Genomic DNA, 24,281 nt, shown 5'->3' with positions numbered 1-24,281 from the left:
TCGATCGATCCGAGGGGTCCGAGGGCACACGTGTCCTGCGGAGAGGTGACCTGAGTGGTCGGGTGGGTTGCTGTGTGTGGAGGAGCGGGGCCGGAGCCCCGGGGTCAGGACTTCCTGCCGCGGGCGGCGAACCGCTGCTGCAGCAGGACGGCGGCGACGATGATCGCGCCCTTCGCGACGGCCTGAGTCGAGGTCGACATGTTGTTCTGCGTGAACACGTTGGTCAGGGTCGTGAAGATGAGGACGCCGAACACGGTGCCGACGATGGTGCCGCGGCCGCCGGCCAGCAGCGTGCCTCCGACGACGACCGCCGCGATGGCGTCGAGCTCGTAGAGGAGGCCGTTGGTCGAGCTGCCGGCGGTGGTGCGGGCGAGCATCATGACGGCGGCGATGCCGGCGGTGAGCCCGGCGAGGCCGTAGACGTACATGGTGTGGCGGCGGACCTTGATGCCGGCGAGGCGGGCGGCCTCGGGGTTGCCGCCGACCGCGATGGTGCGACGGCCGAAGGTGGTGCGGTTGAGCAGGATCCAGCCGGCGACGGCGACGACCACGAAGATCAGCACGAGCACCGGGATGCCGAGCACGTCGGCGCGGAAGAAGTCGAGGAACGGCGTGACCGTGACGACCTGCGTCTGGCGGTTCGAGATCAGCTCGGCGAAGCCGCGGGCGGCGACGAGCATCGCCAGCGTGGCCATGAACGCGACGACCCGGCCGTAGGCGATCAGCGCGCCGTTGATCAGGCCGCAGACGAGGCCGACGACGACCGCGGTGAGCACGATCACCAGCCAGGAGGTGTTGGCCGCGTAGTACTGGGTCGAGACCGTGCTCGCCCAGACCGTCGCGAGCCCCATCACGGAGCCGACCGAGAGGTCGATGCCGCCGGAGGTGATGACGAACGTCATGCCGATGCTCAGCACGCCGATGACGGCGGCGAGGCGGAGGATCGTGAGCACGTTGTCGACGCTGGCGAAGCGCTCCCCCGCGGTCGCGAATCCGACGATGCAGAGGATCACCAGCGCGAGCAGCAGCCCGACGTTGCGGCCGAGGGAGCCCTGCATGAGGCGGGCGATCCCGGAGCGGGAGTCCTTCGAGGGCACGCCCCCGGAGGAGCCTCCCGTCGCGGCCGACGCGTGACGGGCGGCGTCCTCCTGCGGACCGCCGATCGACGGCGACGCGGTGTCGAGCTGTCCGCTCACGCTGCACTTCCTTCCATGACGAGATCGAGCACGCGGTGCTCGTCGATCGAATCGGCCGGGCCCTCGTGGACCACGGCGCCGTCGGAGATCACGAGCACTCGGTCGGAGAGTCCGAGGACCTCGCCGATCTCGCTGGAGACCACGAGCACGGCGGCGCCGTTGGTCGCGAGGTCCCTGATCAGGGTGTAGATCTCGGCCCGTGCGCCGACGTCGACCCCGCGGGTCGGCTCGTCGAGCAGCAGGACGCGGCAGCCGCGCACGAGCCAGCGGGCGAGGAGCGCCTTCTGCTGGTTGCCTCCGGAGAGGGTGCGGGCGTCGCGGTCGACCCCGGAGGGCCGCAGGTCGAGGGAGACCGCCTGCTCCGCCGCCGCCGCGCGCTCGGAGCGCTCGTCGAGGAAGCCGCGCTTGGCGAAGCGGTCGAAGGTCGAGAGGGTGATGTTGCGGTAGACCGGCTCGTCCAGGAGCAGGCCCTGGCTCTTGCGCTCCTCCGGGCAGAGGCCGATGCCGGCGTCGACCGCCGAGGTGACGGAGCCGGCGCGCAGGCGCTTGCCCGCCACGCTGACCGTCCCGGTGCTGGCGCGGCGCGCCCCGTAGATGGTCTCGAGGATCTCGGAGCGGCCGGAGCCGACCAGCCCCGCGAGGCCGACGACCTCGCCGGCGCGGATCTCGAGGGAGACGTCCGAGAAGGAGCCCTGCAGGCCCAGCTTCTCGACCTTCAGCAGCGTCTCGGCCTCGACGTCGAGCTCCTGGCGGTCCGGGAAGACGTACTCGACGGCGCGGCCGGTCATCAGGGTGATGAGCTTCGAGGTGGGGGTGTCGGCGACCGCGAGGTTCTGCGCGACGGTGGCGCCGTCCTTGATCACGGTGATCCGGTCGCCGATGGCGCGGATCTCGTCGAGGCGGTGCGAGATGTAGACGATGGCGACGCCGGAGGCGGTGAGCTGGCGCACCACGTGGAAGAGGTTCTCCACCTCCTCGGAGTCGAGCACCGCGGAGGGCTCGTCCATGATGATGACCCGCGCGTCGTGCGAGAGGGCGCGGGCCATCTGCACGATCTGCTTGCCGGCGGCGGAGAGCGTGCCGACCTCGCGGTTCGGCGAGATCTCGGAGTGGCCGAGGCGCTCCATCAGCTCGCGGGTGATCCTCGTGGCCTTCGCCCGGGCGGTGAAGCCGCCGCGGGAGAGCTCGTGGCCGAGGAAGATGTTCTCGGCGACGGAGAGGCCGTCGACGACGTCGAGCTCCTGGTACATCGTCGCGATGCCCAGGGCGAGGGCCGCCGTCGGGGACGGGATCGTGACGACGTTCCCGTCGACGAGGATCTCGCCCTCGGTGGGCTGGTGGGCCCCGGCGAGGGTCTTGATGAGGGTGGACTTGCCGGCGCCGTTCTGGCCGAGGAGGCAGTGCACCTCACCGGGTCGGACATCGAGGTCGACGCCGTCGAGAGCACGGGCGCCGGGGAAGACCTTCACGATGCCGCGCATCTGCAGAAGCAGCTGCTGAGACTCGTCGGAGGTGCGGGGAAGAGGCTGTGCAGCAGTGCTGCGGGGGTCTGCGGTGACCATGCGGATGAAGCTACTTCCACTTACGTCGCGGGTCAAGCAAAAGTTCTGAACCGATTCGAAGGCGGTTCGAGTGATCGCCCAGTCGCGCCAAGGGCTTCCTGCTACCGCGTCAGGGCTGGGATCCGCGGGATTACGCGACATCTGACGGCGGCGCTTGAGACATTCCGTCCGTGATAGAGCGCTCTCCGAACCCTATGAACGCGCTCATGTCCGTGCAGCCCGGGCGCGTCGCCCCGGGGGCGGCCTCGCCGAGCGCGGTAGCGCCCGCGCCCCGACCCGTGGCAGGGTCGTACGGCCGACGAAAGGACGACGATGTCGAACGACCGAGCCCTGCGCGTCGCGATGGTGGGGACCGCCTTCATGGGCCGCACCCACTCGCACGCCTGGCGCACCGCCTCCCGCTTCTTCCCCCTCCCCCTCCGCCCCGAGCTCGCCGTGCTCGTGGGGAGCAACCCCGACTCGACCGCGGAGCGCGCCGAGCGGCTGGGCTGGAGCGAGGCCTCCACCGACTGGCGGGCCGTCATCGCCCGCGACGACATCGACCTCGTCGACATCTGCACCCCGGGCGACACCCACGCCGAGATCGCCATCGCGGCCCTCGAGGCCGGCAAGCACGTGCTGTGCGAGAAGCCACTCGCCAACTCCGTCGAGGAGGCGGAGCGGATGGTCGCCGCGGCCGCCGCCTCCGGGAAGGTGGCGATGTGCGGCTTCAGCTACCGTCGCACCCCGGCCCTCGCCCTCGCGAAGCGCTTCATCGAGGAGGGCCGCCTCGGCGACATCCGCCACGTGCGCGCCCAGTACCTGCAGGACTGGCTGTCCGACTCCGAGGCGCCGCTGACCTGGCGCCTGCAGAAGGAGCGCGCCGGCTCGGGCGCCCTCGGCGACATCGGCGCGCACAGCATCGACACCGCCCAGTGGCTGACCGGCCGCGGCATCACCTCGGTCTCGGCGACGCTGCGCACCTTCACCACCGAGCGCCCCGTGCTCAGCGAGCAGGTCGGCCTCGGCGGCCGCGCCGGTGCCGACGCCCCGCGCGGCGCGGTGACCGTCGACGACGCCGCGGCCTTCACCGCCTCCTTCGAGGGCGGTGCCCTGGGCGTCTTCGAGGCGACCCGCGTCGCGACCGGCCGCCGCAACGCCAACCGGATCGAGGTGAACGGCGAGCTCGGCTCGATCGCGTTCGACTTCGAGCGGATGAACGAGCTCGAGTACTACGACGCCCGCGACCCCGAGGAGGCGCAGGGCTTCCGGCGCATCCAGGTCACCGAGCCGGCGCACCCGTACATGGCGGCGTGGTGGCCGACCGGGCACGGCATCGGCTACGAGCACCTCTTCACGCACCAGGTCGTCGACCTCGTCGAGGCGATCGCCGGCGGCACGGCGGTCACGCCCACCTTCGCCGACGCCCTCGACGTGCAGCGAGTCCTCGACGCGGTGGCCACCAGCGCCGGCGCGTCGTCCGTCTCCACGCCGGTCGCCCGCTGACCCGCCCGTCCCCTCCCCGCGAGAGGCCGCTCCGGTACGCCTCCCCTGCGTGTCGCGTACCCGAGCGGCCTCTCGCGAAGGGGCACGGAGGGCTGGTGCGGGACGCGTTCGGCGCCGTGCGCCGATCCTGCGCCATAATGCGCCTATGAGCAAGAAGATTGACGCCGCGCATCGCGCGCTGGTAGACGCCCTCGACAAGCACGCCCGACTCGTCTCGGACAAGGAGTCGAAGCCGCGGAAGGTCGAACGGGCGGGAGCCGAGCTCCGCGCCGCGACGAAGGCGTACGCAGCGCTCGTGTCCGCGCGCACCGGCGCCGCGAGCCCCTTCGCCGACCTGGCCGACCCCCGCCTGGACAAGCCGACCATCGCGTCGCTCCGGGCCGAGCGCGACGCGATCGCGAAGCGGATCGCCAAGCACGAGGCGTCGGCGGGCGAGGACGGCGCGCTCGCGAGCTGAGCGCCCGGCGCGGCGCGGTCAGGCGCTGAGCAGCCGTCACAGCGCGATCCCGCGGTGAGCGCGCGCCTCCTCTGCCTCCGAGTCGCCGTGTTACGCGCGGGTTCCGCGCGGGTCCGACCGCCTTCGTAAGGTGATCCCCGGGATCCGCGCAGTCGCGGCGCCGAGCGACCGGAGGCCGGTCGCAGCGCCGGCGGTGACCAGCACCGCCCGGTCGGCGCCGAGTGCCCGGATCCTCTCCACGGAAGGATCCCCACAGCCATGACCCTGCGCACCCGACTCCTCGCGACCTCCGCGATCGCCGCCTCCGCCGCCCTCCTCCTCGCCGGCTGCTCCGGCGCGGGCGGCGGCGACGACACCGTCCGCATCGGCGTGGTCGGCGCGAGCGACCCCTACTGGGCCACCTACGAGAAGGCCGCCGCCGACGCCGGGATCGACGTCGAGATCGTCGACTTCAGCGACTACAACCAGCCCAACCCCGCCCTCACCGAGGGCGAGATCGACCTCAACCAGTTCCAGCACATCGCCTACCTGGCGCAGTACAACACCTCGGCCGACGCCGACCTCGTGCCGATCGGCGCGACCGCGATCTACCCGCTCGGCCTCTACTCCTCGCAGTACGACGACGTCGCGGACATCCCCGCCGGCTCCACCGTCGCGATCCCCAACGACGAGACCAATCAGGCGCGCGCGCTGCTGGTGCTGCAGTCGGCCGGGCTCGTCGAGCTGAAGGACGGCGGCGGAGTGCTCTCGAACGTCGACGACGTCGAGTCCTCCTCGAAGGTGGAGGTCACCGCGCTGGAGGCCTCCCTCACCCCGACGTCGCTCCCGGACGTGGCCGCCGCGATCATCAACAACGACTTCATCGAGAACGCGGGCCTCAAGGCCTCGGACGCGATCGCCCAGGACGACCCGAGCGACCCCGCCTCCCTGCTCTACACGAACATCTTCGCCGCCCGGGCCGACGACGCCGAGAACGAGACCTACACGAAGCTCGTCTCGATCTACCAGGACAGCCAGGACGTGCTCGACGGCGTCTCGGAGCAGTCCGGCGGCACCGCGGTCTTCCTGAAGACCCCCGCCTCCGAGCTGGAGACCTCGCTCGAGTCCGCCGAGACCGACATCTCCGCCGCCTCCTGACTCCGGCACCCGCGGCACCGCGCCGGTCGGGTCCTCCGCTCGCGGAGCTCCCCACCGGCGCGGTCCCGCGCCTCCCCCGCAACAGAAAGGGCGCCCTGTGCCGCTCATCCGCATGACCGACGTGCGCAAGGTGTACCCCGGCGCAGGGCGCGGCGCCGCCCCGACCGCGGCCGTCGACGGCGTGAGCCTCGAGATCGAGGCGGGCGACGTCTACGGCGTGATCGGCTACTCCGGCGCCGGCAAGAGCACGCTCGCGCGCCTCGTCAACGCCCTCGAGCCCGCGACCAGCGGCAGCATCGAGATCGACGGCCGCGAGACCGTGGGCCTGCCCGAGCGCGAGCTGCGCCGGCTGCGCCTGGGCATCGGGATGATCTTCCAGCAGTTCAACCTGTTCGGCTCGAAGACCGTGGGGCAGAACGTCGCCTACCCGCTGCAGGTCGCGGGCGTCCCGCGGGCGGAGCAGCGCGCCCGCGTCGACGAGATGCTCCGCTTCGTCGGTCTGAGCGACAAGGCGCGCAGCCACCCGGAGCAGCTCTCGGGCGGGCAGAAGCAGCGCGTCGGCATCGCCCGCGCCCTCGCCGCCTCCCCGCGCATCCTGCTGGCCGACGAGGCCACCAGCGCGCTCGACCCGGACACCACCGGCGAGGTGCTCGCCCTCCTCCGCCGCATCAACGAGGAGCTGGGCGTCACCATCGTCGTGATCACCCACGAGATGGACGTGGTCCAGCAGCTCGCGACGAAGGTCGCGGTGATGGAGTCGGGCCGCATCGTGGAGCGCGGGCCCGTCTTCGACGTGTTCTCGGCCCCGCGCGAGCCGGTCACCCGCCGCTTCGTCTCCACGGTCGTCCGCTCGGTGCCCTCGCCCGCGGAGGCGGCCGTGCTGCGCGCGCGCCACCGCGGCCGGCTGGTCACGCTCTCGTTCTCGGACGACTCCGCCTCCCAGGGCGACGTCTTCGCCGAGGTCGCGGCCGCCGGTGTGCCGCTCGAGCTCGTCTACGGCGGCATCACCGACGTCCGCGGGCGGGCCTTCGGCCACCTCACGGTCGCCCTCGACGCGCCGGACGGCGTCGTCGACCCCCTCCTCGCCCGCCTCGGCGGACGCGTCGCCCTCACGGAGGTGCCCCGATGAACGAGCTGATCCCGCTCCTGCCCAAGCTCGTCCAGGCGACCGGCGAGACGCTCTACATCGTCGCGCTGAGCCTCCTCTTCGGCGGGCTCGGCGGACTGCTGATCGGACTGGGCCTCGCGCTCACCCGCGGCGGCGCCCTCTACGCGAACCGGGTGGTCCACGGACTGCTCAACGTGATCGTGAACGTGTTCCGGCCGATCCCGTTCATCATCTTCATCGCCGCGGCCCAGCCGCTGGCCCGGCTGGTGGTCGGCTCCGGCATCGGCACGGACGCCATCGTCTTCACCCTCTCGCTCGGCGCCGCCTTCGGCATCGGGCGGATCGTGGAGCAGAACCTGCTGACCGTGCAGCCCGGCGTGATCGAGGCGGCGCGGTCGGTCGGAGCGAGCCGGTTCCGGATCGTCCGCACGGTGCTGCTGCCGGAGGCGCTCGGTCCGCTGATCCTCGGCTACACGTTCGTGTTCGTCGCCGTGATCGACATGTCGGCGGTCGCCGGATACATCGGCGCCGGCGGGCTCGGCAACTTCGCGATCCAGTACGGCTACCGGCAGTTCGAGCCGGTCGTCACCTGGGCCGCGGTGCTCGTGATCATCGTGATCGTGCAGCTGGTGCAGCTGCTCGGCAACGTGCTGGCCCGGCGCGTCCTGCGCCGCTGAGGCCGCCCCCGAACGGATGCGAAACGCCAGCCCGGTACGCGACACGCGGGTGTCGCTGTACCGGAGTGGCATCTCGTGGAGGCCCGTCCGCCGGGGCGGGAGGCGTCAGTAGCGCGGCTTGCGCTCCGGGCGCTCGCTCGAGCGGCTCGGGCCGCTGGGGCGTGCGCCGCGGTCGGCGCCGGCGCGGCTCGGACGGCGGTCCGGCTTCAGCTCGATCAGCTGGCCGCTGATGCGGGTGTCGGCGAGGCGGTCGAGCACGTCCTGGGGCAGGTCGGCCGGCAGCTCCACGATCGAGAAGTCCGGGCGGATGTCGATGTGCCCGAAGTCGCCGCGGTTGAGGCCGCCCTCGTTCGCGAGCGCGCCCACGATCTGGCGGGGCTCGACGCGCTGGCGGCGGCCGACCTCGATCCGGTACGAGGCGAGGTTGCTGTTCGCCGGGCGCTGACGGCGCTCGGGACGCTCGCCCCGGTCGCCGCCGCGGTCGAAGCGGTCGCCGCGCTCGGGACGGTCGCCGCGGTCGGGCCGGGAGTCGCGGTCCTCGCGCTCGCGACGGGCGAAGCGGGGGTCGTCGGGCGAGAGCAGCAGCGGCTCCTCGCCCTGCGCGACGATGGCCAGCGCGGCGGCGACGTCCGACTCGACCACGTCGTGGTGCTCGACGTAGTGGCCGATGATGTCGCGGAAGCGCTGCAGGCGCTCGGTGTCGGCGAGCGCCGCGGTGATCGCGTCGTCGAAGCGCGAGAGGCGGGTGACGTTGACGTCCTCGACGCTCGGCATCCGCATCTCGGTCAGCGGCTGGCGGGTGGCCTTCTCGATGGCGGCGAGGAGGCGGCGCTCGCGCGGCGTGACGAAGCTGATCGCCGCTCCGCTGCGCCCCGCGCGACCGGTGCGGCCGATGCGGTGGACGTACGACTCGGTGTCGATCGGGATGTCGTAGTTGACGACGTGGCTGATGCGCTCGACGTCGAGACCGCGGGCGGCGACGTCGGTCGCGACGAGGATGTCGAGCTTGCCGGACTTCAGCTGCTCGACGGTGCGCTCGCGCTGGGCCTGGGCCACGTCTCCGCTGATCGCCGCCGCGGTGTAGCCGCGGGCGCGCAGCTTCTCGGCCAGCGTCTCCGTCTCGCTCTTCGTGCGGACGAACACGATCATGCCCTCGAAGTTCTCGACCTCGAGGATGCGGGTGAGCGCGTCGACCTTCTGCGGGTACGACACCATCAGGTAGCGCTGGGTGGTGTTGACGGAGGTCGTGGTCTTGTTCTTGACCGTGATCTCCTCCGGCTCCTTCAGGTACTTGCCGGAGATGCGGCGGATCTGCGCGGGCATCGTCGCCGAGAACAGCGCGATCTGCTTCTCGACGGGGGTGTCGGCGAGGATCGTCTCGACGTCCTCCGCGAAGCCCATCTTGAGCATCTCGTCGGCCTCGTCGAGAACCAGGAACTTCAGCTGCGAGAGGTCGAGGGTGCCCTTCTCGAGGTGGTCCATGATGCGGCCGGGCGTGCCGACGACGACGTGGACGCCGCGGCGGAGCGCGGAGAGCTGGGTGCCGTAGCCCTGGCCGCCGTAGACGGGGAGGACGTGGACGCCGCGGAGGCCGGACGCGTAGCGCTCGAACGCCTCGCACACCTGCAGCGCGAGCTCGCGGGTCGGGGCCAGCACGAGGGCCTGCGGCGTCTTCTGCGAGACGTCGAGGCGCGAGAGGATCGGCAGCGCGAACGCCGCGGTCTTGCCGGTGCCGGTCTGGGCGACGCCGAGGACGTCGCGGCCGGAGAGGAGGGACGGGATCGTCGCGGCCTGGATGGCCGAGGGCGTCTCGTAGCCGACCTCCTTGAGGGCCTTGAGGACCGGGTCGGAGAGACCGAGGTCGGAGAAGGTGAGCGTGGGGGCGCTCTCGGAAGCGGTGTCGGCTTCGGGGGCGGAATCGGGGGTATCGGTGGACGCCATGGTGCAACGGTAGTGCTCCGGCGGCGCCGCCGTCCGAGGGAACCCCGAACGCTCGGGCGATCCCGACCCTCCGGAGGCGCCTCGAGCGCCCGTCACGGGGTGAAGTCGAGCAGCACCTTGCTCGAGCGCGAGGCGTCGCGGGCGAGCTCGAAGGCCTCGAGGGCGCGCTCCAGCGGCAGCACCTGCGTGACCACCGGCGCCACCGCGAGGCTCCCGTCGGCGAGCGCCGCCAGCACCTCGTCGATCTCGTCGACGAAGCGGAAGGAGCCGATCAGGCGCAGCTCCCGGGTGATCGCGAGCGAGATCAGGGCCGGCTGCTCGCCCGAGGGGAGGAGTCCCACCATCACGACGGTGCCGCCGCGGGCGGCGCCCCGGACGGCCGAACCGAGGCCGCGCGGGCTGCCCGAGGACTCGAAGACGACGTCGGCCGCGACCTCGGCGATCGCGTCGGCGTCGGTCGCGCGGATCGTCCGGGTCGCGCCGACCGCCCGGGCGATCGCGAGGGGCTCCTCGGCCAGGTCGACGGCGACGATCTCGGCCGCCCCCGCCCGCTTCAGCACGGCGACGATCAGCGCCCCGATCGGGCCGCTGCCGATCACCAGCGCGCGCCGTCCCGACACTTCACCCGCGCGCGACACCGCGTGCCAGGCGACGCTCGCCGGCTCCGCGAGCGCCGCCTCCCGGAGCCCGAGGCCGGCGGGCAGCTCGCGGAGCATGCGCGCCGGCAGCACCGCGTGGCGGGCGAACGCGCCCTGGGTGTGCGGCATCCGCGCGGCGCTGCCCAGGTAGGTGCCCTCGGTCGCGAGGTTCGGCCGCCCGTCGGGCCACTCGCCGCGCGCGGTCGCGGGGTGCACGGCGACGGCCGCGCCGTCCGGGGGTCCGGAGCCGTCCGCCGCTGCCTCGACGACCGTGCCGACCACCTCGTGGCCGAGCGTCAGCGGCTCGCGGAGGATCGACTCGCCCGCGGCGCCGTGCGTCCAGTAGTGCAGATCGGAGCCGCAGATCCCGCCGTACGCGACGGCGACGAGGGCCTCGCCGGAGCCGCGCGGCGCGAGCGGCGCCTCCTCGACGCGGAGGTCGCCGGCGGCGTGGACGACGACGCGGGTGGTGGAGACGGGGACGAGCGCGGTCATGCGGGTTCCGTTCGGTGGGTCGAGGGGTGGCTCAGACGACGACGGTCATGCCGCCGTCGATGAAGACGACCTGCCCGTTGACGTAGTCCGAGCCGTCGGAGGCGAGCCAGACGGCGGGGCCGACCAGGTCCTCGACGCGGCCCCAGCGCGCGGCGGGCGTGCGCCCGAGGATCCAGGCGTTGAACTCCTCGTCGTCGACGAGGCCCTGCGTCATCTCGGTGTGGATGTAGCCCGGAGCGATCGCGTTGACCTGGATGCCGTGCTGCGCCCACTCCGCCGTCATCGCGCGGGTGAGGTTGCGGATCCCGCCCTTCGAGGCGGTGTAGGGCGCGATCGTCGGCCGCGCGAGATCGGCCTGCACCGAGGCGACGTTGACGATCTTCCCGGCGCCGCGCGGGATCATCCGCTTCGCCGCCGCCCGGCCGACCACGAAGGCGCTGGTGAGGTTCGTGCGCAGCACCCGCTCCCAGTCGGCGACCTCGAGCTCGAGCAGGGGCACGCGGTGCTGGACGCCGGCGTTGTTGACCAGGATGCGCAACGGACCCACCGCCTCCTCGATCCAGGCGACGCCCGCCTCGGCGGCCGCGTCGTCGGTGACGTCGAAGGCGCGGGCGTGGATCCGCGGGCGGTCGTCGGTGCCGGGGAACCGCTCCGCGAGCTCGGCGCGGGCGGCCTCGAGGCGCTCGGGGTCGAGGCCGTTCAGGACGACGGTGGCGCCCGCCTCGGCGAGGCCGGTGGCGACGGCGCGGCCGATGCCGCGGCTGGATCCGGTGACGAGCGCCACGCGGTCGGTCAGGTCGAAGAGCACGGTTCCTCCAGAGGGTCGGAGCGGATGTCAGGGCTGCGGAGGCGCCGCGCGCGGAGGGCCCGCGACAGTGCGGCTCGCGAGCGCGCCGATCCCGTCGAGGGCGATCAGGACCTCCTGGCCGGGCCCGACCTCGACGGCCGTGCCGGGCGAGCCGGTGAGGACGACGTCACCCGGGTGGAGAGTGAGGTGGGAGGTGAGGTGCACCAGGATCTCGGCGGCGCGCCAGCCGAGGCGCTCGGTCGAGGAGACGGCCCGCACCTCCCCGTCGACGCTCACCGTGATGCCGACCGCGTCGACGTCGACTCCGGTCTCGATCCACGGTCCGAGCGGCGTCCAGCCGTCGCCGTTCTTGCCCTGGAGGAAGAGGCCGTCGGCGGCGATCATCCCGGGAGCGGTGACGTCGTTCGCGACCGTCGCTCCGAGCACGTGCGCGAGCGCGTTCTCGGCGGTGAGGTGCCGAGCGGTGCGGCCGATGACCAGGGCGAGCTCGCCCTCGACGACCACCGGGCCGATGCCCTCGTCGAGGACGATCGGATCGCCGGGCCCGGCCAGCGTGTGCGCGGTCTTGTGGAAGGCCTGCGGCGGCAGCAGCCGGTCGGCCGCGGAGCCGTTGTGCGCCATGCCGAGGATGACGCGGGGCTCCACCGGGGCCAGCAGCTGCGCGCCCTCGACGGGCCAGCGGCGGCCCGTCTCGACCGGCTCCGCGGCGAAGGCGTCCTCGATCTCGCGCCACTCCCCCGCGACCTGGAGGACGACGGCCGGTCCGTCCTCGGCCCGGATCCGCGCGAGGCGCATCAGCGGACGCCCCTCGGCTCGACGCCGGTGCTGCTGCTCGTTCTGCTGGTCGCCACGGTGCCTCGCTCACTCCGGCCCGCGGAGGCGGGATGGGCCGAGCGTAACAGCCCAGTGAACGGCATTCAACAGAATGGACGGCGGGGCGTCAGGCGGGTGCTCCGGCGACGAGGGGCGGGCGGCCGAGCGCCGCGGCGGCCTCGCGGAGGGCCGCGACGACCTCCTCCTGATCGTCGGCGACCGGCCGGACCAGCGAGACGCCGACCGCGACCGAGAGATCGGAGCGGGTGGCGGCCGGGACCGCGACGGCGACGCCCAGGACGCTGGGGTGCAGCTCGCCGTCGTCGATCGCGTAGCCGCGCACGCGCGCGGCGGCGACCTTGCGGAGCAGCTCGCGGGTCGAGGACGTGGACCGGTCGGTGAAGACGACGATGTCGCGGTCGTCGGCGAAGCGCTCGGCGATCTCGCTGTCGTCGAGCTCGGCCAGGAGCGCCGTTCCGACGGCCGTGGCGGAGGCGGGGTACCGGTCGCCGACGCTCGCGGAGAGCGCGAACCGCTCCCGCCCCTCGTGCACCGCCAGGTAGAGGACCCGCGTGCCGTCGAGCAGCGCGATCTGCACCAGCTGACGCGAGAGCACCGGCGACTCCTCGCAGAGCCGGTAGAACTCGCGCACCGGGTCGAAGCCGGCGAGGTAGTGGCTGCCGAGCTCGACGGTGCGCCGGCCGAGGAGGAAGCCGGAGCCGACACGGCGGATCAGCCGGCCCTCCTCGAGCGCGGCGCAGAGGTTCGAGGTCGACGACTTGGCGATCCCGAGCTCGCGGGCGATGTCCGTCAGCGTGCGCGGGCCGCCCGCGTCGGCGAGGAGATCGAGGATCCGCATGGCGCGCGACACGGCCGGGGCGCCCGAGCCCCTGTCGGAGTCGACCGTCGTCGGGGGCGCATCGGGGCGGGCCATGGCGTCCTCTTCCGGGGGCGGGATCAGTAGAACTCCACCGTATCGACTCGGTTGATCAGGGGCTCCCCGTCGAGGAAGCGGGTGGCGTTGCGCGCGAAGAGCTCGGCGATCAGGCGGTCCTCCGCGACGTTCAGCGCCGCGGTGTGGGGGCTGATCAGGACGCTCGGGTGGCTCCAGAGCGGGCTGCTCTGCTCGAGCGGCTCCTCCGCCACCACGTCGAGCGCGGCGAAGCCGACGCGGCCGTCGTCGAGGGCGGCGAGCAGCGCCTCCTCGTCGACGACCGTCCCTCGGCCGACGCTGACGAACGAGGCGCCGGGGCGCAGTGCGGCGAAGAACTCTGAGCCGACCAGCTTCTCGGTGGCGGCGGTGCCGGGGAGCGTGACGACGACCCCGTCGATCCGGCCCGCCACCTCCGCGATCGCGTCGGGGGCGACGATCTCGTCGACGTGCTCGACCTCGGTCTCGTGGCGGCTCGTGCCGATCACGCGGGCGCCGAGCTGCTGGAGCTTGCGGGCCGTCGCGCGCCCGATCGTGCCGAGCCCCACGATCAGGACCGTCTGCTCCGAGATCAGCCCCATCGTCCACCGGCCGCCCCAGACGCGCTCGCGCTGGAGGGACTGGAGGCGCGGGAGGGACTTGGCGCCGGCCAGGAGTCCGAAGACCCCGAACTCGGCGAGCGGCTCGGAGTGGACTCCCGCCGAGGTCGAGAACGCGATGCGCTCGAGCTGCGCGTCGTCGAGCCCCGCGGCCCGCACCTGCGCGCCTCCGCCGGCGGGCATCGTCTGCACCCAGCGGAGGCGCGGATTCGCGGCCGCCGTGCGCGCGAGGGCGGCGGGGGTCTCGTCCGGCACGCCGTAGAGCACGTCGGCGGAGTCGACCAGCTCGTCGAAGGCGCGCTGCTGCTCCGGGGTGCGCCGGAAGGAGGGGTCTCCGCCGTGGTCGCCGGGGTGGCGCATCGGAGGGAGGAGGCTCTGGTCGGCGATGACGTCGAGGCGCGGCTCGAGCTCGACGACGCGGGCGATCAGCTCGGGGCTGAGCGGCGAGGCGATGACGACGCGGAGGCGATCGGTCACGGGTGTCCCTTCGCGGGACGGTGCGGGAGGCTCTCCCCCGGATCGGCCCGCGCCCACCCTACTTCACTCCTGTGAACCGTGTTCGATATGCTGGGCGCATGCCGGACACCACGACCGCCGCCCTCCCGCCCGCGCGCACCGGCTTCGTCGGGCTCGGGAGCATGGGCGCCCCGATGGCCCGGCGCCTCGTCGCCGCCGGCATCCCGCTCGGGATCACCGCGCGCATCGGCTCCGCCGACCGCGCCCGCCGCGCCGTCCCCGAGGCGCAGTGGCACGACTCCGCCCGCTCGCTCGCCGCCGCCTCGGACGTGCTGATCGTGATGGTGCCGGACCTGCCGCAGCTCGAGGAGGTGCTCGAGGGAGAAGAGGGAGTGCTCGCCGCGGGGTCGGACCTCGTGCTCGTCGTCTGCTCCAGCGTGTCCGCCTCCGGCCTGCGCGAGCTGGCGGGGCGCCACCCGCGGCTCCGCCTCGTCGACGCCCCCGTCAGCGGCGGCACCGAGGGCGCCGAGGCGGGGACCCTCTCGATCATGGTCGGCGGGGCGGAGGAGGACGTCGCCCGGGTGCTGCCCGTGCTGTCCGCCTGCGGGACCGCCGTCCGCCTCGGGCCGCTCGGTGCCGGCGAGGTGGCGAAGGCCTGCAACCAGCTCGTCGTCGCCGCGACCATGACCGCGATCGCGGAGGCCGCCGTCATCGCCGAGCGCTCCGGCCTCGACCTCGACACGCTGCTCGCCCTGCTGGAGGGCGGCTACGCGGGCAGCCGCGTCCTCGAGACCAAGCGCGCCGCCCTGGTCGCCCGCGACTACACGCCGACCGGCGTCGCCTCCTTCATGGACAAGGACCTGCGGGCCGCGGCCGACGAGGCGGAGGCGACGGGCACCTCCGCTCCGCTGCTCGGCACGCTCCGCACCGTGTTCCGCGACCTGGTCGACGCCGGCCTCGGCAACGAGGACCTCGCGGTGGTGCACCGCTTCGTCGCCGAGCGCTGAGGCGGGGGGCGCACGCGCGCGGAGGCCGGGCCGAGACGTCCCGCTGCGCGCCGGGACGCCGGCGGGGGGCGGTGTCTCGGCGGAGAGGCGCCCGCGCGAGAGCAGCCTCCGCGCGTCGGCGCAAGGGCCCCCGCTCCGGGCGTCCCCGACCTAGCGTCGGAGGAACGGCATCATCGAGCGAAGGAGCACGACATGGCATCAGGAGTCGCAACGGTCTGGGTCCCCGTCACGGACATGGAGCGGGCGGTCGCGTTCTACCGCGACACGCTCGGCCTCGAGGTCAAGGACACCTCGGACGACTGGTCGGAGCTGGACGCCGGCGGGCTGATGATCGGCCTGAACGCCCGCGAGTCGGCGACGGTCGCGGAGCAGGGCGGGGCGGTCATCTCGTTCCAGCCCGAGGGCTCGATCGAGGACGAGCTGGAGCGCCTCACGGCGCGGGGCGCGTCGATCGAGGGCGAGATCAGCGACCACGAGTGGGGCCGCATCCTCCCCTTCAAGGACTCGGAGGGCAACGACCTCCAGTTCTACTCGCCGCCGCAGGGCTGAGCGGAGGACCGCCGTCGAGGCGGCCGCGACGAGCGGCGGGCGGGCCGGAGCCGGAGGGCTGCGGTCCGCCCGCCGCTGTGCGTCGCGCGGCCCGTCGGTCCTCGCGCAGGTGCGTCACCCGGCCGGTCCGATCCTCGGATCGTCTCTCCGCCGCACGTGAGGCCCTCCTCCCAGCTCGCCTCCGCACCTGAGGTCCTAGGATCAGCTGTCCGCCGCATCTGCGGACTCCAGATCCGGAGGTCCCCGTGCATCGTCGCCTGCTCCCCCTCGTCCCGGCCGCTGCCGCGCTCCTCCTGCTCGCGGGCTGCTCCACTCCGTCGACCCCCGCCGGCGACGCGGCCAGCGACGGCGCGACGTCCTCGGTCGGCGGCTCCCTCACGGTCTTCGCCGCCGCCTCGCTGAAGGGCGCGTTCACCGAGCTCGCCACGGGGTTCGAGGCCGCCGAGCCCGGAGCCGAGGTCGAGCTCTCCTTCGCCGGCTCCTCCGACCTCGCGACGCAGATCGTCAACGGCGCCCCGGCCGACGTCTTCGCCTCCGCCGACGAGCGCACGATGTCCACCGTCGCCGAGGCCGGGCTCGTCGACGGGGACCCGGTCGACATCGCCACGAACACGCTCGAGATCGCCGTGCCCCCCGGCAACCCGGCGCAGGTCGCCTCGCTCGCCGACCTCGCCCGGCCCGGAACCGCCACCGTCGTCTGCGCGCCGCAGGTGCCGTGCGGAGCAGCGGCCGCCGCCGTCGAGCAGGCCGCCGGGGTCGACATCGCCCCCGTGAGCGAGGAGTCGTCGGTCACCGACGTGCTCGGCAAGGTGTCCTCGGGCGAAGCGGACGCCGGGCTCGTCTACGCGACCGACGTCCGCGGGGCCGCGGGCTCGGTCAGCGGCATCCCCTTCGCCGAGGCCTCGGAGGCGGTGAACACGTACCCGATCGCGGCGCTGACCGGAGCGGGCGACCCGGCCACGGCGGCGGCCTTCGTCGCGTACGTCGCCTCCGACGCCGGGCGCGCGGTGCTCGCGGCGGCCGGGTTCGGAGCGCCGTGAGGAGCGTCGCGGCGTCGGACGAGGGGTGCAGGACGGTCAGCGGGTCGGTCATAGGAGGGTCGTAGGACGGTCATCGGAGGCGCAGAGCCCCGGCGGCCAGGGTTGCTCGCGACGGACACCACGATCGACGAGGAGCACGACCATGACCCGCATCCCGGAGCCCCGCAGCACGCCCGACGGACCGGCCTACGAGGGCCGCCGCCTCGACCGCCCCGAGGAGGAGGTGGTCGACCAGGGCCTCCCGTTCGACGTGGGGACCCTCTTCTCGCGGCGCGGCGTGCTGACGCTGGTCGGCGCGGGGGCGGCGACCCTCGGGCTCGCGGCGTGCGCCACCGGAGGATCGGGATCCGCCTCCTCCGCCGCCGCGACCGCCACCGCGACTCCCACCGCGACCGCCACGGCCGGGACCGGCACCGCGGTCGCCGGCGAGATCCCCGACGAGACGGCCGGCCCCTACCCGGGCGACGGCTCGAACGGGGTCGACGTCCTCGAGCGCTCCGGGATCGTCCGCAGCGACCTGCGCACCAGCATCGGCGGCGGCGCGACGGCCGACGGGGTCCCCCTGGCGCTCACTCTGACGATCCTCGACGCGGCGAACGGGGGCGTGCCGTTCGCCGGAGCCGCCGTGTACGTCTGGCACTGCGACGCGAACGGGGACTACTCGATGTACTCCCGCGGCGTCGAGGACGAGACGTACCTCCGCGGCGTGCAGGTCGCCGACGCGTCGGGCGTCGTCTCCTTCGCCTCGATCGTCCCGGCCTGCTACTCCGGCCGCTGGCCGCACATCCACTTCGAGGTGTACCCGGGAGCGGACTCGATCACCGACGCGTCGAACGCGATCGCGACCTCGCAGGTCGCCCTGCAGGAGGAGGCGTGCACCGCGGTCTACGCCCTCGAGGCGTACGCGGGCTCGGCCGCGAACCTCGCCCGGGTCGGCCTGGACTCGGACTCCGTCTTCGGCGACGACGGCGGAGCCCTGCAGCTCGCGGCGATGTCCGGCAGCCCGGCGTCCGGCTACTCCGCGGCACTCACGGCGAGCGTCGACACCCGCACCGCGCCGACCGCGGGCGCCGCACCCCGCAGCCGCTGAACCCCGTCCTCCTCCGCGAGACGCCGCTCCGGTCCGCGACACGCCGACGGCGGCGTACCGGAGCGGCCTCTCGCGAGAGGGGAACGGGCGTCAGCGCAGGAGGCGGCGGGCGACGGCCACGGCGCCGAGGGCCGCGAGGGCCCAGGGACCGCCGACGAGCAGCGGGTCGAGGATCTGGTGGCGCACGTCGGTCCGGCCGCGGCGCGAGGCGATCGGGTGCGCGTGCACCTCGGCGAGCACGCCGGTCTCGGTGATCGGATCGTCCGGCCGTGTCGTGAGCAGCGAGCGGAGGTGCGCCCCGGTCGACTCCACCCGGTCGCCCAGCACGAGCAGCAGCCAGTGCGCGTGGCGCCCCTCGCTGAACCGGTCGTAGGCGTAGCGGCGGATCGCGCCGGAGACCCCGTGGAGGGGCTGCGCCGTGCCGAAGACGGCGGGCAGCTCGAGGTGCTCGATGCTCTTCTCGCGACGGCCGTGCGTCCGCATCCTCTCCGGACGCTCCCAGTGCGCGCCCGAGACGAGGTCGCTGCGCTCGCGGGGGAAGGCGGGCCGGTCGGCGGGATCGAGGTCGGCGCCCCAGCCCGGGATGCGGGCACGCAGCTCCTCGGCGGTCGGCACGCGGACGGGGCGGTCGGCGGTGTACGGCACGGGATCCTCCTACGGGACGACGACGGTCTTGATGCAGCCGTCGAGCTTGGACGAGAACAGGTGGTACCCCTCGGCGATGTGCTCGAGCGGGATGCGGTGCGTGATCAGGTCGCTGGGCGTGATGTGCCCGGCACGGATGTGCTCGAACAGGCGCGGCCACTGCCGGGTGACGGGGGCCTGGTTCATCCGCAGCGTGAGGCCCTTGTTGACGGCGTCGCCGAACTTGACGGCGCTCGCGAGCGGACCGTAGGCGCCCATCACCGAGACGGTGCCGCCCTTGCGGACGCCGTCGATCGCCCAGTTGAGCGCGATCGGCGAGCCGCCCTGCAGCTTGAGCTTGGCGCCGGTGACGTGCTGGAGGAGGTTCCCGTCGGCCTCCGCGCCGACCGCGTCGATCACGACGTCGGCGCCGAGCCCGCCGGTGGTCTTCTTGAGGGTGACGATGAGGTCGTCCTCCTCGGTGTAGTCGATGGTCTCCGCGAAGGCGAACTCGCGGGCCTTGGCGAGGCGGTAGTCGATCTGGTCGACGACGATGACGCGGCCGGCGCCCATCAGCCAGGCGGACCGCGCGGCGGCCAGGCCGACCGGTCCGGCTCCGAGCACCACGACTGTGTCGCCCTCGACGATGTCGCCGAGCTGCGCGCCGAAGTAGCCGGTCGAGAAGGCGTCGGTGAGCATCAGGGCGTCCTCGTGCGGCAGCCACTCGGGGATCTTCGTCGGGCCCACGTCGGCGAACGGGACGCGCACGTACTCCGCCTGCCCGCCGTCGTAGCCGCCCGCCGAGTGCGAGTAGCCGTAGATGCCGCCGATCGCGGTGGCGTTCGGATTCACGTTGTGGCAGTTGGAGTAGAGGCCGCGGGAGCAGAACCAGCAGGAGCCGCAGTAGATGGTGAAGGGGACCATCACCGTGTCGCCGACGCTGAGGTTCTCCACCGACGAGCCGACCTCGTCGACCACGCCGATGAACTCGTGGCCGAAGGTGTGGCCGATCCGGGTGTCCGGGAGCAGCCCGTGGTAGAGGTGCAGGTCGGATCCGCAGATCGCCGCCATGGTCACCCGGACGATCGCGTCGTTCGGGTGCTCGATCCTCGGCCGGTCCTTCTCCTCCACGCGGACCTTGTAGGGGCCCCGGTAGACCATCGCGCGCATGCCGCCTCCTGTGTCGTCGTCCCTTCAGCGTGCGTCGTGCTCCCGCCGATCCTCCAGGGGGTTGCGCGCGCGGCCCGGGATCCCCAGCGCCCGTTCCTCCGCGTTCCTCTCCTCCCTCTCCACGAGATGCCGTGCGGGTACGCGGCGCGCCGGAGGAGGCGCACCGCGGCGGCGCCTCGTGGAGAGGAGAGGGACACGGCACAGGCTCAGCCGCGGACGTAGGATCGACTCCATGCCGCAGATACGGATCAGGGACGCCGCCGCCGCGCTCGGCGTGAGCGACGACACGCTGCGGCGCTGGATCGAGAACGGGACGCTCGAGAGCGCGAAGGACGCGTCCGGGAGACGCGTCGTCGACGGCCTCGAGGTCGCCCGGCTCGCCCGCGCGAACGCCGTGCTGCCGGAGGATCCGTCCCCGGTCGCGCGCTCGGCCCGCAACCGCTTCGTCGGAATCGTCACCGGCATCGTGATGGACACCGTGATGGCGCAGGTCGAGCTGCAGTGCGGTCCGCACCGCGTGGTCTCGCTGATGAGCAGCGAAGCGGTCCGCGAGCTCGGGCTCGAGCCCGGGTCTCCCGCGGTGGCGGTGGTCAAGGCGACCACGGTCATCGTCGAGACGCCGCTCGCCCGCGGCTGATGCGCACCGGGTCCGGCCTGCCGCGCTGGGTCGTGGCCGTCGCCGCGCTCGGCGCCCTGCTGGTGCTGCTCCCGCTCGCCGCGATCCTCGCCCGCGTCGACTGGCCGCAGTTCCTGCCGCTGATCACCTCCGACTCCTCCGTCGCCGCGCTCCTGCTGAGCCTGCGCACCTCCGCCGTCGCGACTCTGCTGTGCCTGCTGCTCGGCACCCCGATGGCCCTCGTGCTCGCCCGCACGGCCTTCCCCGGCCAGCGCCTGCTCCGCTCGCTGGTGCTGCTGCCGCTGGTGCTCCCGCCGGTGGTCGGCGGGCTGGCGCTGCTCTTCACCTTCGGGCGGATGGGCCTGCTCGGCGGCGCACTGGAGGCCCTCGGCGTCCGCATCGCGTTCTCGACCACCGCCGTCGTGATCGCGCAGACCTTCGTGGCCCTGCCGTTCCTGGTGCTGACGCTCGAGGGCGCCCTGCGCAGCGCCGGCGCGCGGTACGAGTCGGTCGCCGCGACGCTCGGCGCCTCCCCCGGTACGGTGCTCCGGCGGATCACGCTGCCGCTGATCCTGCCGGGCCTCGCCTCGGGCGCGATCCTCTCGTTCGCGCGGGCGCTCGGCGAGTTCGGAGCGACGCTGACCTTCGCCGGCAGCCTCGAGGGCACGACGCGCACCCTCCCGCTCGAGATCTACCTGCAGCGCGAGAGCGATCCGGACGCGGCGGTCGCCCTCGCGCTGGTGCTCGTGGTGGTCGCAGTGCTCGTGATCGGTCTCGCGCACGGGCGCTCCGCCCGGGGGGTGCCGCGGTGAGCCTGCTGCTGGAGGCGCGGCTCGCGGCTCGCGGGATCGACGTGCGGATCGACGTGGCCGAGGGCGAGACGATCGCGCTGCTCGGGCCCAACGGCGCGGGCAAGTCGACCGTGCTCGAGCTGATCGCCGGCCTGGTCCGCGCCGACTCCGGGCGGGCGACCGCCGGCGGCGCGCTGCTCTTCGACGACCGCCGGTGGACTCCTCCGCACCGCCGCCCCGTCGCCCTGCTGGCGCAGGACCCGCTGCTGTTCCCGCACCTCAGCGTGCGCGAGAACGCGGCGTTCGGTCCGCGCAGCGCCGGCACCGGACGGGCGCGGTCCCGCGAGCGGGCCGAGCGCGAGCTGGCCGCCGCGGGCGTGGCCGACCTGGCCGACCGGCGCCCGGGGAGCCTCTCCGGCGGCCAGGCTCAGCGGGTCGCCCTCGCCCGGGCCCTCGCGACCGACCCGCGCCTTCTGCTGCTCGACGAGCCGCTGGCCGCGGTCGACGCCCGGACCGCCCCGGTCCTCCGCCGGATGCTCCGCGAGGTGCTCGCCGACCGCTCGGCGATCGTGGTCACCCACGACGTGCTCGACGCCTGGACCCTCGCCGACCGGGTTCTGGTGCTGCACGGCGGCCGGGTGGTCGAGGAGGGGCCGACCGCCCGCGTCCTCACGCGCCCGCGCACCGCATTCACCGCCGAGCTCGCCGGGCTCGAGCTGCTCGAGGGCGTCCGCACCGCGACGGGTCTGCGCACCGCCGACGGGCACGAGCTGTCCGGAGTCGCGGCCGAGCCGGTCGCGGTCGGCGCCGCGGTGCTCGCCGCGGTCCGCCCCTCCGCCGTCTCCGTCGGAGAGGGAGGCCTCCGCGCCGCGATCACCGATGTGGAGCAGCGGGGAGACGCGGTGCGGGTGCGCAGCGCGCTCCTGACCGCCGACGTCCCGGCGGCCGACGCGGCGCGCCTCGACCTCGCGCCCGGCCGCGAGGCAGGCTTCACCGTCGCTCCGGAGGATCTGCTGGTCTACCCGGCGTGAGGGGCGGGCACGAGGAGACGGCTCGCCATCCGGCGTGAATCCGCCCCTCGGACCGCCGGTGCTCGACGCGAGGGACGGCGCGAGCGCCCGTCCCGCTACTCCGCCCCGCCGCCGTCCCCGCCGGGCGCCGCGCCTGACAGCGGGAGCCGCGCCCTCAGCCGCGCCCCCGCCAGCACGGGCGAGTCCGAGAGCTCCAACGAGCCCCCGTAGACCGCGAGCTGCCGCTCCAGCCGCGCCAGCCCCGAGCGCGTCGACCCCTCGACGAGTCCGCGGCCGTCGTCGTCGAGGGTGAGCACCACGACGCCCGCCTCCTCGTCGCCGCGCACCCGCAGCGAGGAGGCGCCGCCGTGCTTCAGCGCGTTGGTGACCGCCTCCTCCAGGAACCGGACCAGGAGCATCCGCTGGTCGAGCGGCGGCTCGGCACCCTCGGCGGCGAGCGCCGGGATGCGGCCGAGGTCGAGGTCGACGGCGATCTCGGGAGGGAGGCGCGCGACGAGGTCGCGGACGGCGGGCACCAGGCCGTGGTCGATCTCGACCGGGTAGAGGGCGTGGCCGACCGCGCGCACCTCGTCCTCGCGGAGCCGGTCGAGCCGGGCGGCGATGGCGAGCAGCCGCTCCGAGGCCGCCTCGTCGGATGTCCTCGCGACCGCGTGCAGCTCGGCGGTCAGCACCACGAGTCCGTTCTGGAGGCCGCCGTGCAGGCTCTGCGCGACGTCGCGCCGCACCCGCAGCTCCTCCCGCTGCAGGGCCTGCACCGCCTCGAGCGCCTGCACGGAGGCCCGGGCGTGCTCCCGCTCCTTCTCGCGCACGCGCCGTGCCGCGCGCACGAGCAGGTAGCCGTAGGCGGTGATCAGCGCGATCACCGTGGATCCGACGACCAGCTCGACCGCGAGAGCGGGGAGGGCCGAGAGCGGGTAGACGCCGGTCAGCACCTGGAGGCAGCAGCGGACGAGTCCCATCCCCAGGGAGATGACCGCCGTCCGGGCCACGCGGGCGCCGCCGGTCGAGCGCTCGGGACGCAGCACCGCGACCAGGGCGATCGCGAGCCCGATCGTCGCCACGTTGACCAGGACGCGCGTCGTCACGTCGAGCAGCGGCCCCGGATCGACGCCCCGCAGCGTCCGCGACAGCATCCCGAGCGCGAAGACGGCCTGGAGCGCGGCCAGCAGCGAGAGCACGCCGCCCAGGAGGGCCATCGCTCCGAGGACGATGCGGTTGTCCTCGCGCGCGTCGCGCGGGCCGGCGCTCATCCGGTGTGCTCGAGGAAGAGGAGCGTCGCGTCGACCCTCGGGTTGCGCTCGCCGTCCGAGCGGACGCCGAGGGCCGCGTAGACGGCGTTGACGTGGTTGTCGACCGAGCGGACCGCGATGCCGAGGCGCTCGCCGATCGCGGCGTTGGTCAGCCCCGATGCGAGGCCGGAGAGCACCTCGTACTGGCGCGGGCTCAGTGCGGCGACCGGGGCGTCGCGGCGGGCCGCGCGGGCGGCGACCAGCGCCGGGTCGAGCACGGTGCGGCCGTCCGCCGTCGCGCGGACGGAGGCGAGCAGCGCGGGGGCGGAGAGGGAGGAGGTCTTCGAGAGGTAGCTCCAGCCGCGGGCCTCGGCGCGGTCGAGGCGGAGGAAGCGGTGCATCGCGTCGACGGCCGAGAGCAGGACGATGCCCAGCCCGGGCGCGGTGGACCGCAGCCGGCGCCCGAGCTCGATGCCGTCCCCGTCGCCGAGCTCGATGTCGAGGATCGCCACGTCGAGCTCCGCGGGCCGCAGCACCGACCGCGCCTCCGTGGCGGATCCGGCCTCCACGACGCTCCACACGCCCGGCGCCGCGCGCAGCAGCGACGACAGCATGTGCCGGTAGAGGGGCTGGTCGTCGACGACGGCCAGCCTGAGCTCCGGAACGACCCCCGCGGATGTCATCCGCCCATCTTCACCCATGCTCCGGAGGTCGAGGCGTCCCTCGACCGGGGGTCGTCGCGCGGAGATCCGCGTCAGCTCGGGGCGGCGGCGGGCGCCTGCCCCGTGAGCGGGGGGATCAGGAGTCCGCCGCATCTGCGGACTCCAGATC

24 protein-coding genes are annotated in these 24,281 nt (G+C 73.8%); 12 read left to right on the top strand and 12 right to left on the bottom strand.

Annotated features, from left to right (window positions below):
* Positions 1 to 104: 104 nt before the first annotated feature.
* Positions 105 to 1,058: an ABC transporter permease gene (locus C5D66_RS12525; protein ID WP_068256795.1), complete on the bottom strand. Its 954-nt coding sequence runs from the start codon at positions 1,056 to 1,058 to the stop codon at positions 105 to 107.
* Between the two features lie 134 nt (positions 1,059 to 1,192).
* Entirely contained in the window at positions 1,193 to 2,677 is a 1,485-nt protein-coding gene (locus C5D66_RS12520) for a sugar ABC transporter ATP-binding protein (RefSeq protein ID WP_208543410.1), read from the bottom strand.
* Positions 2,678 to 3,070: 393 nt separating this feature from the next.
* Between C5D66_RS12520 and C5D66_RS12515 the strand changes: the two genes are divergently transcribed.
* From C5D66_RS12515 to C5D66_RS12495, 5 genes are all read left to right on the top strand, one after another.
* Positions 3,071 to 4,243 carry a Gfo/Idh/MocA family protein gene (locus C5D66_RS12515; protein ID WP_104226598.1) on the top strand — a complete coding sequence of 391 codons (1,173 nt, stop codon included), beginning with the start codon at positions 3,071 to 3,073 and terminating at the stop codon, positions 4,241 to 4,243.
* A gap of 145 nt (positions 4,244 to 4,388) precedes the next feature.
* A complete protein-coding gene (locus tag C5D66_RS12510; protein WP_104233529.1) occupies positions 4,389 to 4,700 on the top strand; it encodes a hypothetical protein in 312 nt (103 codons plus the stop codon).
* Positions 4,701 to 4,958: 258 nt separating this feature from the next.
* Positions 4,959 to 5,837 (top strand): MetQ/NlpA family ABC transporter substrate-binding protein, encoded by an 879-nt coding sequence (locus C5D66_RS12505; protein ID WP_104237943.1) that lies wholly within the window; start codon positions 4,959 to 4,961, stop codon positions 5,835 to 5,837.
* 112 nt (positions 5,838 to 5,949) lie between these two features.
* Positions 5,950 to 6,966, top strand: coding sequence for a methionine ABC transporter ATP-binding protein (locus C5D66_RS12500; RefSeq protein WP_104292642.1), 1,017 nt, complete (start codon positions 5,950 to 5,952; stop codon positions 6,964 to 6,966).
* Positions 6,963 to 7,622: a methionine ABC transporter permease gene (locus C5D66_RS12495; protein WP_104233527.1), complete on the top strand. Its 660-nt coding sequence runs from the start codon at positions 6,963 to 6,965 to the stop codon at positions 7,620 to 7,622. The genes C5D66_RS12500 and C5D66_RS12495 overlap by 4 nt, the downstream gene beginning before the upstream one ends.
* A 105-nt stretch (positions 7,623 to 7,727) precedes the next feature.
* On the opposite strand, the gene C5D66_RS12490 is transcribed toward C5D66_RS12495, so the two are convergent.
* The 6 genes from C5D66_RS12490 to C5D66_RS12465 all read right to left on the bottom strand — a co-directional run bounded on the left by C5D66_RS12490 (position 7,728) and on the right by C5D66_RS12465 (position 14,324).
* Positions 7,728 to 9,563, bottom strand: coding sequence for a DEAD/DEAH box helicase (locus C5D66_RS12490; protein ID WP_104237941.1), 1,836 nt, complete (start codon positions 9,561 to 9,563; stop codon positions 7,728 to 7,730).
* 92 nt (positions 9,564 to 9,655) lie between these two features.
* The gene (locus C5D66_RS12485; RefSeq protein WP_104255858.1) at positions 9,656 to 10,696 is read right to left on the bottom strand and encodes an L-idonate 5-dehydrogenase; all 1,041 of its coding nucleotides are present in this window, start codon (positions 10,694 to 10,696) and stop codon (positions 9,656 to 9,658) included.
* Between the two features lie 31 nt (positions 10,697 to 10,727).
* On the bottom strand, positions 10,728 to 11,504 hold the full coding sequence (locus tag C5D66_RS12480) for an SDR family oxidoreductase (RefSeq protein ID WP_104255857.1): 777 nt from the start codon (positions 11,502 to 11,504) through the stop codon (positions 10,728 to 10,730).
* 27 nt (positions 11,505 to 11,531) lie between these two features.
* Positions 11,532 to 12,299 (bottom strand): fumarylacetoacetate hydrolase family protein, encoded by a 768-nt coding sequence (locus C5D66_RS12475; protein WP_104255856.1) that lies wholly within the window; start codon positions 12,297 to 12,299, stop codon positions 11,532 to 11,534.
* A gap of 145 nt (positions 12,300 to 12,444) precedes the next feature.
* The gene (locus C5D66_RS12470; RefSeq protein WP_104237937.1) at positions 12,445 to 13,251 is read right to left on the bottom strand and encodes an IclR family transcriptional regulator; all 807 of its coding nucleotides are present in this window, start codon (positions 13,249 to 13,251) and stop codon (positions 12,445 to 12,447) included.
* Positions 13,252 to 13,274: 23 nt separating this feature from the next.
* Positions 13,275 to 14,324: a D-2-hydroxyacid dehydrogenase gene (locus tag C5D66_RS12465; protein ID WP_258061261.1), complete on the bottom strand. Its 1,050-nt coding sequence runs from the start codon at positions 14,322 to 14,324 to the stop codon at positions 13,275 to 13,277.
* Between the two features lie 98 nt (positions 14,325 to 14,422).
* Here C5D66_RS12465 and C5D66_RS12460 point away from each other — a divergent pair, with 98 nt between their 5' ends.
* The 4 genes from C5D66_RS12460 to C5D66_RS12445 all read left to right on the top strand — a co-directional run bounded on the left by C5D66_RS12460 (position 14,423) and on the right by C5D66_RS12445 (position 17,989).
* Complete coding sequence (locus C5D66_RS12460; protein WP_104255854.1) at positions 14,423 to 15,310, top strand: NAD(P)-dependent oxidoreductase; 888 nt, start codon at positions 14,423 to 14,425, stop codon at positions 15,308 to 15,310.
* A 192-nt stretch (positions 15,311 to 15,502) separates the two neighbouring features.
* Positions 15,503 to 15,859, top strand: coding sequence for a VOC family protein (locus C5D66_RS12455; RefSeq protein WP_104233520.1), 357 nt, complete (start codon positions 15,503 to 15,505; stop codon positions 15,857 to 15,859).
* A 245-nt stretch (positions 15,860 to 16,104) separates the two neighbouring features.
* A complete protein-coding gene (gene modA, locus C5D66_RS12450) occupies positions 16,105 to 16,899 on the top strand; it encodes a molybdate ABC transporter substrate-binding protein (RefSeq protein ID WP_219814218.1) in 795 nt (264 codons plus the stop codon).
* Between the two features lie 142 nt (positions 16,900 to 17,041).
* Positions 17,042 to 17,989 carry an intradiol ring-cleavage dioxygenase gene (locus C5D66_RS12445; RefSeq protein ID WP_104255852.1) on the top strand — a complete coding sequence of 316 codons (948 nt, stop codon included), beginning with the start codon at positions 17,042 to 17,044 and terminating at the stop codon, positions 17,987 to 17,989.
* A gap of 90 nt (positions 17,990 to 18,079) precedes the next feature.
* Here the strand turns inward: C5D66_RS12445 and C5D66_RS12440 are convergent, their stop codons facing one another.
* Complete coding sequence (locus C5D66_RS12440; RefSeq protein ID WP_104255851.1) at positions 18,080 to 18,634, bottom strand: hypothetical protein; 555 nt, start codon at positions 18,632 to 18,634, stop codon at positions 18,080 to 18,082.
* A gap of 9 nt (positions 18,635 to 18,643) precedes the next feature.
* Positions 18,644 to 19,783, bottom strand: coding sequence for a zinc-dependent alcohol dehydrogenase (locus C5D66_RS12435; RefSeq protein WP_104247669.1), 1,140 nt, complete (start codon positions 19,781 to 19,783; stop codon positions 18,644 to 18,646).
* 232 nt (positions 19,784 to 20,015) lie between these two features.
* Here C5D66_RS12435 and C5D66_RS12430 point away from each other — a divergent pair, with 232 nt between their 5' ends.
* Genes C5D66_RS12430 through C5D66_RS12420 form a run of 3 tightly spaced genes read left to right on the top strand, consistent with a single transcriptional unit; the run spans position 20,016 to position 22,221 of the window.
* Complete coding sequence (locus tag C5D66_RS12430) at positions 20,016 to 20,420, top strand: molybdopterin-binding protein (protein WP_104222447.1); 405 nt, start codon at positions 20,016 to 20,018, stop codon at positions 20,418 to 20,420.
* Positions 20,420 to 21,211 carry an ABC transporter permease gene (locus C5D66_RS12425; protein WP_104222446.1) on the top strand — a complete coding sequence of 264 codons (792 nt, stop codon included), beginning with the start codon at positions 20,420 to 20,422 and terminating at the stop codon, positions 21,209 to 21,211. The genes C5D66_RS12430 and C5D66_RS12425 overlap by 1 nt, the downstream gene beginning before the upstream one ends.
* Positions 21,208 to 22,221, top strand: coding sequence for a sulfate/molybdate ABC transporter ATP-binding protein (locus C5D66_RS12420; protein WP_104255850.1), 1,014 nt, complete (start codon positions 21,208 to 21,210; stop codon positions 22,219 to 22,221). Before C5D66_RS12425 ends, C5D66_RS12420 begins: the two co-directional genes overlap by 4 nt.
* A gap of 95 nt (positions 22,222 to 22,316) precedes the next feature.
* On the opposite strand, the gene C5D66_RS12415 is transcribed toward C5D66_RS12420, so the two are convergent.
* Both C5D66_RS12415 and C5D66_RS12410 read right to left on the bottom strand, forming a co-directional pair.
* Positions 22,317 to 23,471: a sensor histidine kinase gene (locus tag C5D66_RS12415; RefSeq protein WP_104255849.1), complete on the bottom strand. Its 1,155-nt coding sequence runs from the start codon at positions 23,469 to 23,471 to the stop codon at positions 22,317 to 22,319.
* The gene (locus C5D66_RS12410) at positions 23,468 to 24,133 is read right to left on the bottom strand and encodes a response regulator transcription factor (RefSeq protein WP_104255848.1); all 666 of its coding nucleotides are present in this window, start codon (positions 24,131 to 24,133) and stop codon (positions 23,468 to 23,470) included. Before C5D66_RS12410 ends, C5D66_RS12415 begins: the two co-directional genes overlap by 4 nt.
* Positions 24,134 to 24,281: the final 148 nt, after the last annotated feature.

Source organism: Rathayibacter sp. AY1B4, from assembly GCF_002932815.1.
Taxonomy (GTDB): Bacteria; Actinomycetota; Actinomycetes; order Actinomycetales; family Microbacteriaceae; genus Rathayibacter.
Note: the sequence above shows the minus strand (reverse complement) of the source record. Positions and strands in the feature narration are given on the sequence as shown.

Coding starts and splice junctions, on each gene's coding strand:
- C5D66_RS12525 (WP_068256795.1), bottom strand. CDS start 1,058: ATGCAGGGCTCCCTCGGCCGCAACGTCGGGCTGCTGCTCGCGCTGGTG.
- C5D66_RS12520 (WP_208543410.1), bottom strand. CDS start 2,677: ATGCGCGGCATCGTGAAGGTCTTCCCCGGCGCCCGTGCTCTCGACGGC.
- C5D66_RS12515 (WP_104226598.1), top strand. CDS start 3,071: ATGTCGAACGACCGAGCCCTGCGCGTCGCGATGGTGGGGACCGCCTTC.
- C5D66_RS12510 (WP_104233529.1), top strand. CDS start 4,389: ATGAGCAAGAAGATTGACGCCGCGCATCGCGCGCTGGTAGACGCCCTC.
- C5D66_RS12505 (WP_104237943.1), top strand. CDS start 4,959: ATGACCCTGCGCACCCGACTCCTCGCGACCTCCGCGATCGCCGCCTCC.
- C5D66_RS12500 (WP_104292642.1), top strand. CDS start 5,950: ATGACCGACGTGCGCAAGGTGTACCCCGGCGCAGGGCGCGGCGCCGCC.
- C5D66_RS12495 (WP_104233527.1), top strand. CDS start 6,963: ATGAACGAGCTGATCCCGCTCCTGCCCAAGCTCGTCCAGGCGACCGGC.
- C5D66_RS12490 (WP_104237941.1), bottom strand. CDS start 9,563: ATGGCGTCCACCGATACCCCCGATTCCGCCCCCGAAGCCGACACCGCT.
- C5D66_RS12485 (WP_104255858.1), bottom strand. CDS start 10,696: ATGACCGCGCTCGTCCCCGTCTCCACCACCCGCGTCGTCGTCCACGCC.
- C5D66_RS12475 (WP_104255856.1), bottom strand. CDS start 12,299: ATGCGCCTCGCGCGGATCCGGGCCGAGGACGGACCGGCCGTCGTCCTC.
- C5D66_RS12470 (WP_104237937.1), bottom strand. CDS start 13,251: ATGGCCCGCCCCGATGCGCCCCCGACGACGGTCGACTCCGACAGGGGC.
- C5D66_RS12460 (WP_104255854.1), top strand. CDS start 14,423: ATGCCGGACACCACGACCGCCGCCCTCCCGCCCGCGCGCACCGGCTTC.
- C5D66_RS12455 (WP_104233520.1), top strand. CDS start 15,503: ATGGCATCAGGAGTCGCAACGGTCTGGGTCCCCGTCACGGACATGGAG.
- C5D66_RS12445 (WP_104255852.1), top strand. CDS start 17,042: ATGACCCGCATCCCGGAGCCCCGCAGCACGCCCGACGGACCGGCCTAC.
- C5D66_RS12435 (WP_104247669.1), bottom strand. CDS start 19,783: ATGCGCGCGATGGTCTACCGGGGCCCCTACAAGGTCCGCGTGGAGGAG.
- C5D66_RS12430 (WP_104222447.1), top strand. CDS start 20,016: ATGCCGCAGATACGGATCAGGGACGCCGCCGCCGCGCTCGGCGTGAGC.
- C5D66_RS12425 (WP_104222446.1), top strand. CDS start 20,420: ATGCGCACCGGGTCCGGCCTGCCGCGCTGGGTCGTGGCCGTCGCCGCG.
- C5D66_RS12415 (WP_104255849.1), bottom strand. CDS start 23,471: ATGAGCGCCGGCCCGCGCGACGCGCGCGAGGACAACCGCATCGTCCTC.
- C5D66_RS12410 (WP_104255848.1), bottom strand. CDS start 24,133: ATGACATCCGCGGGGGTCGTTCCGGAGCTCAGGCTGGCCGTCGTCGAC.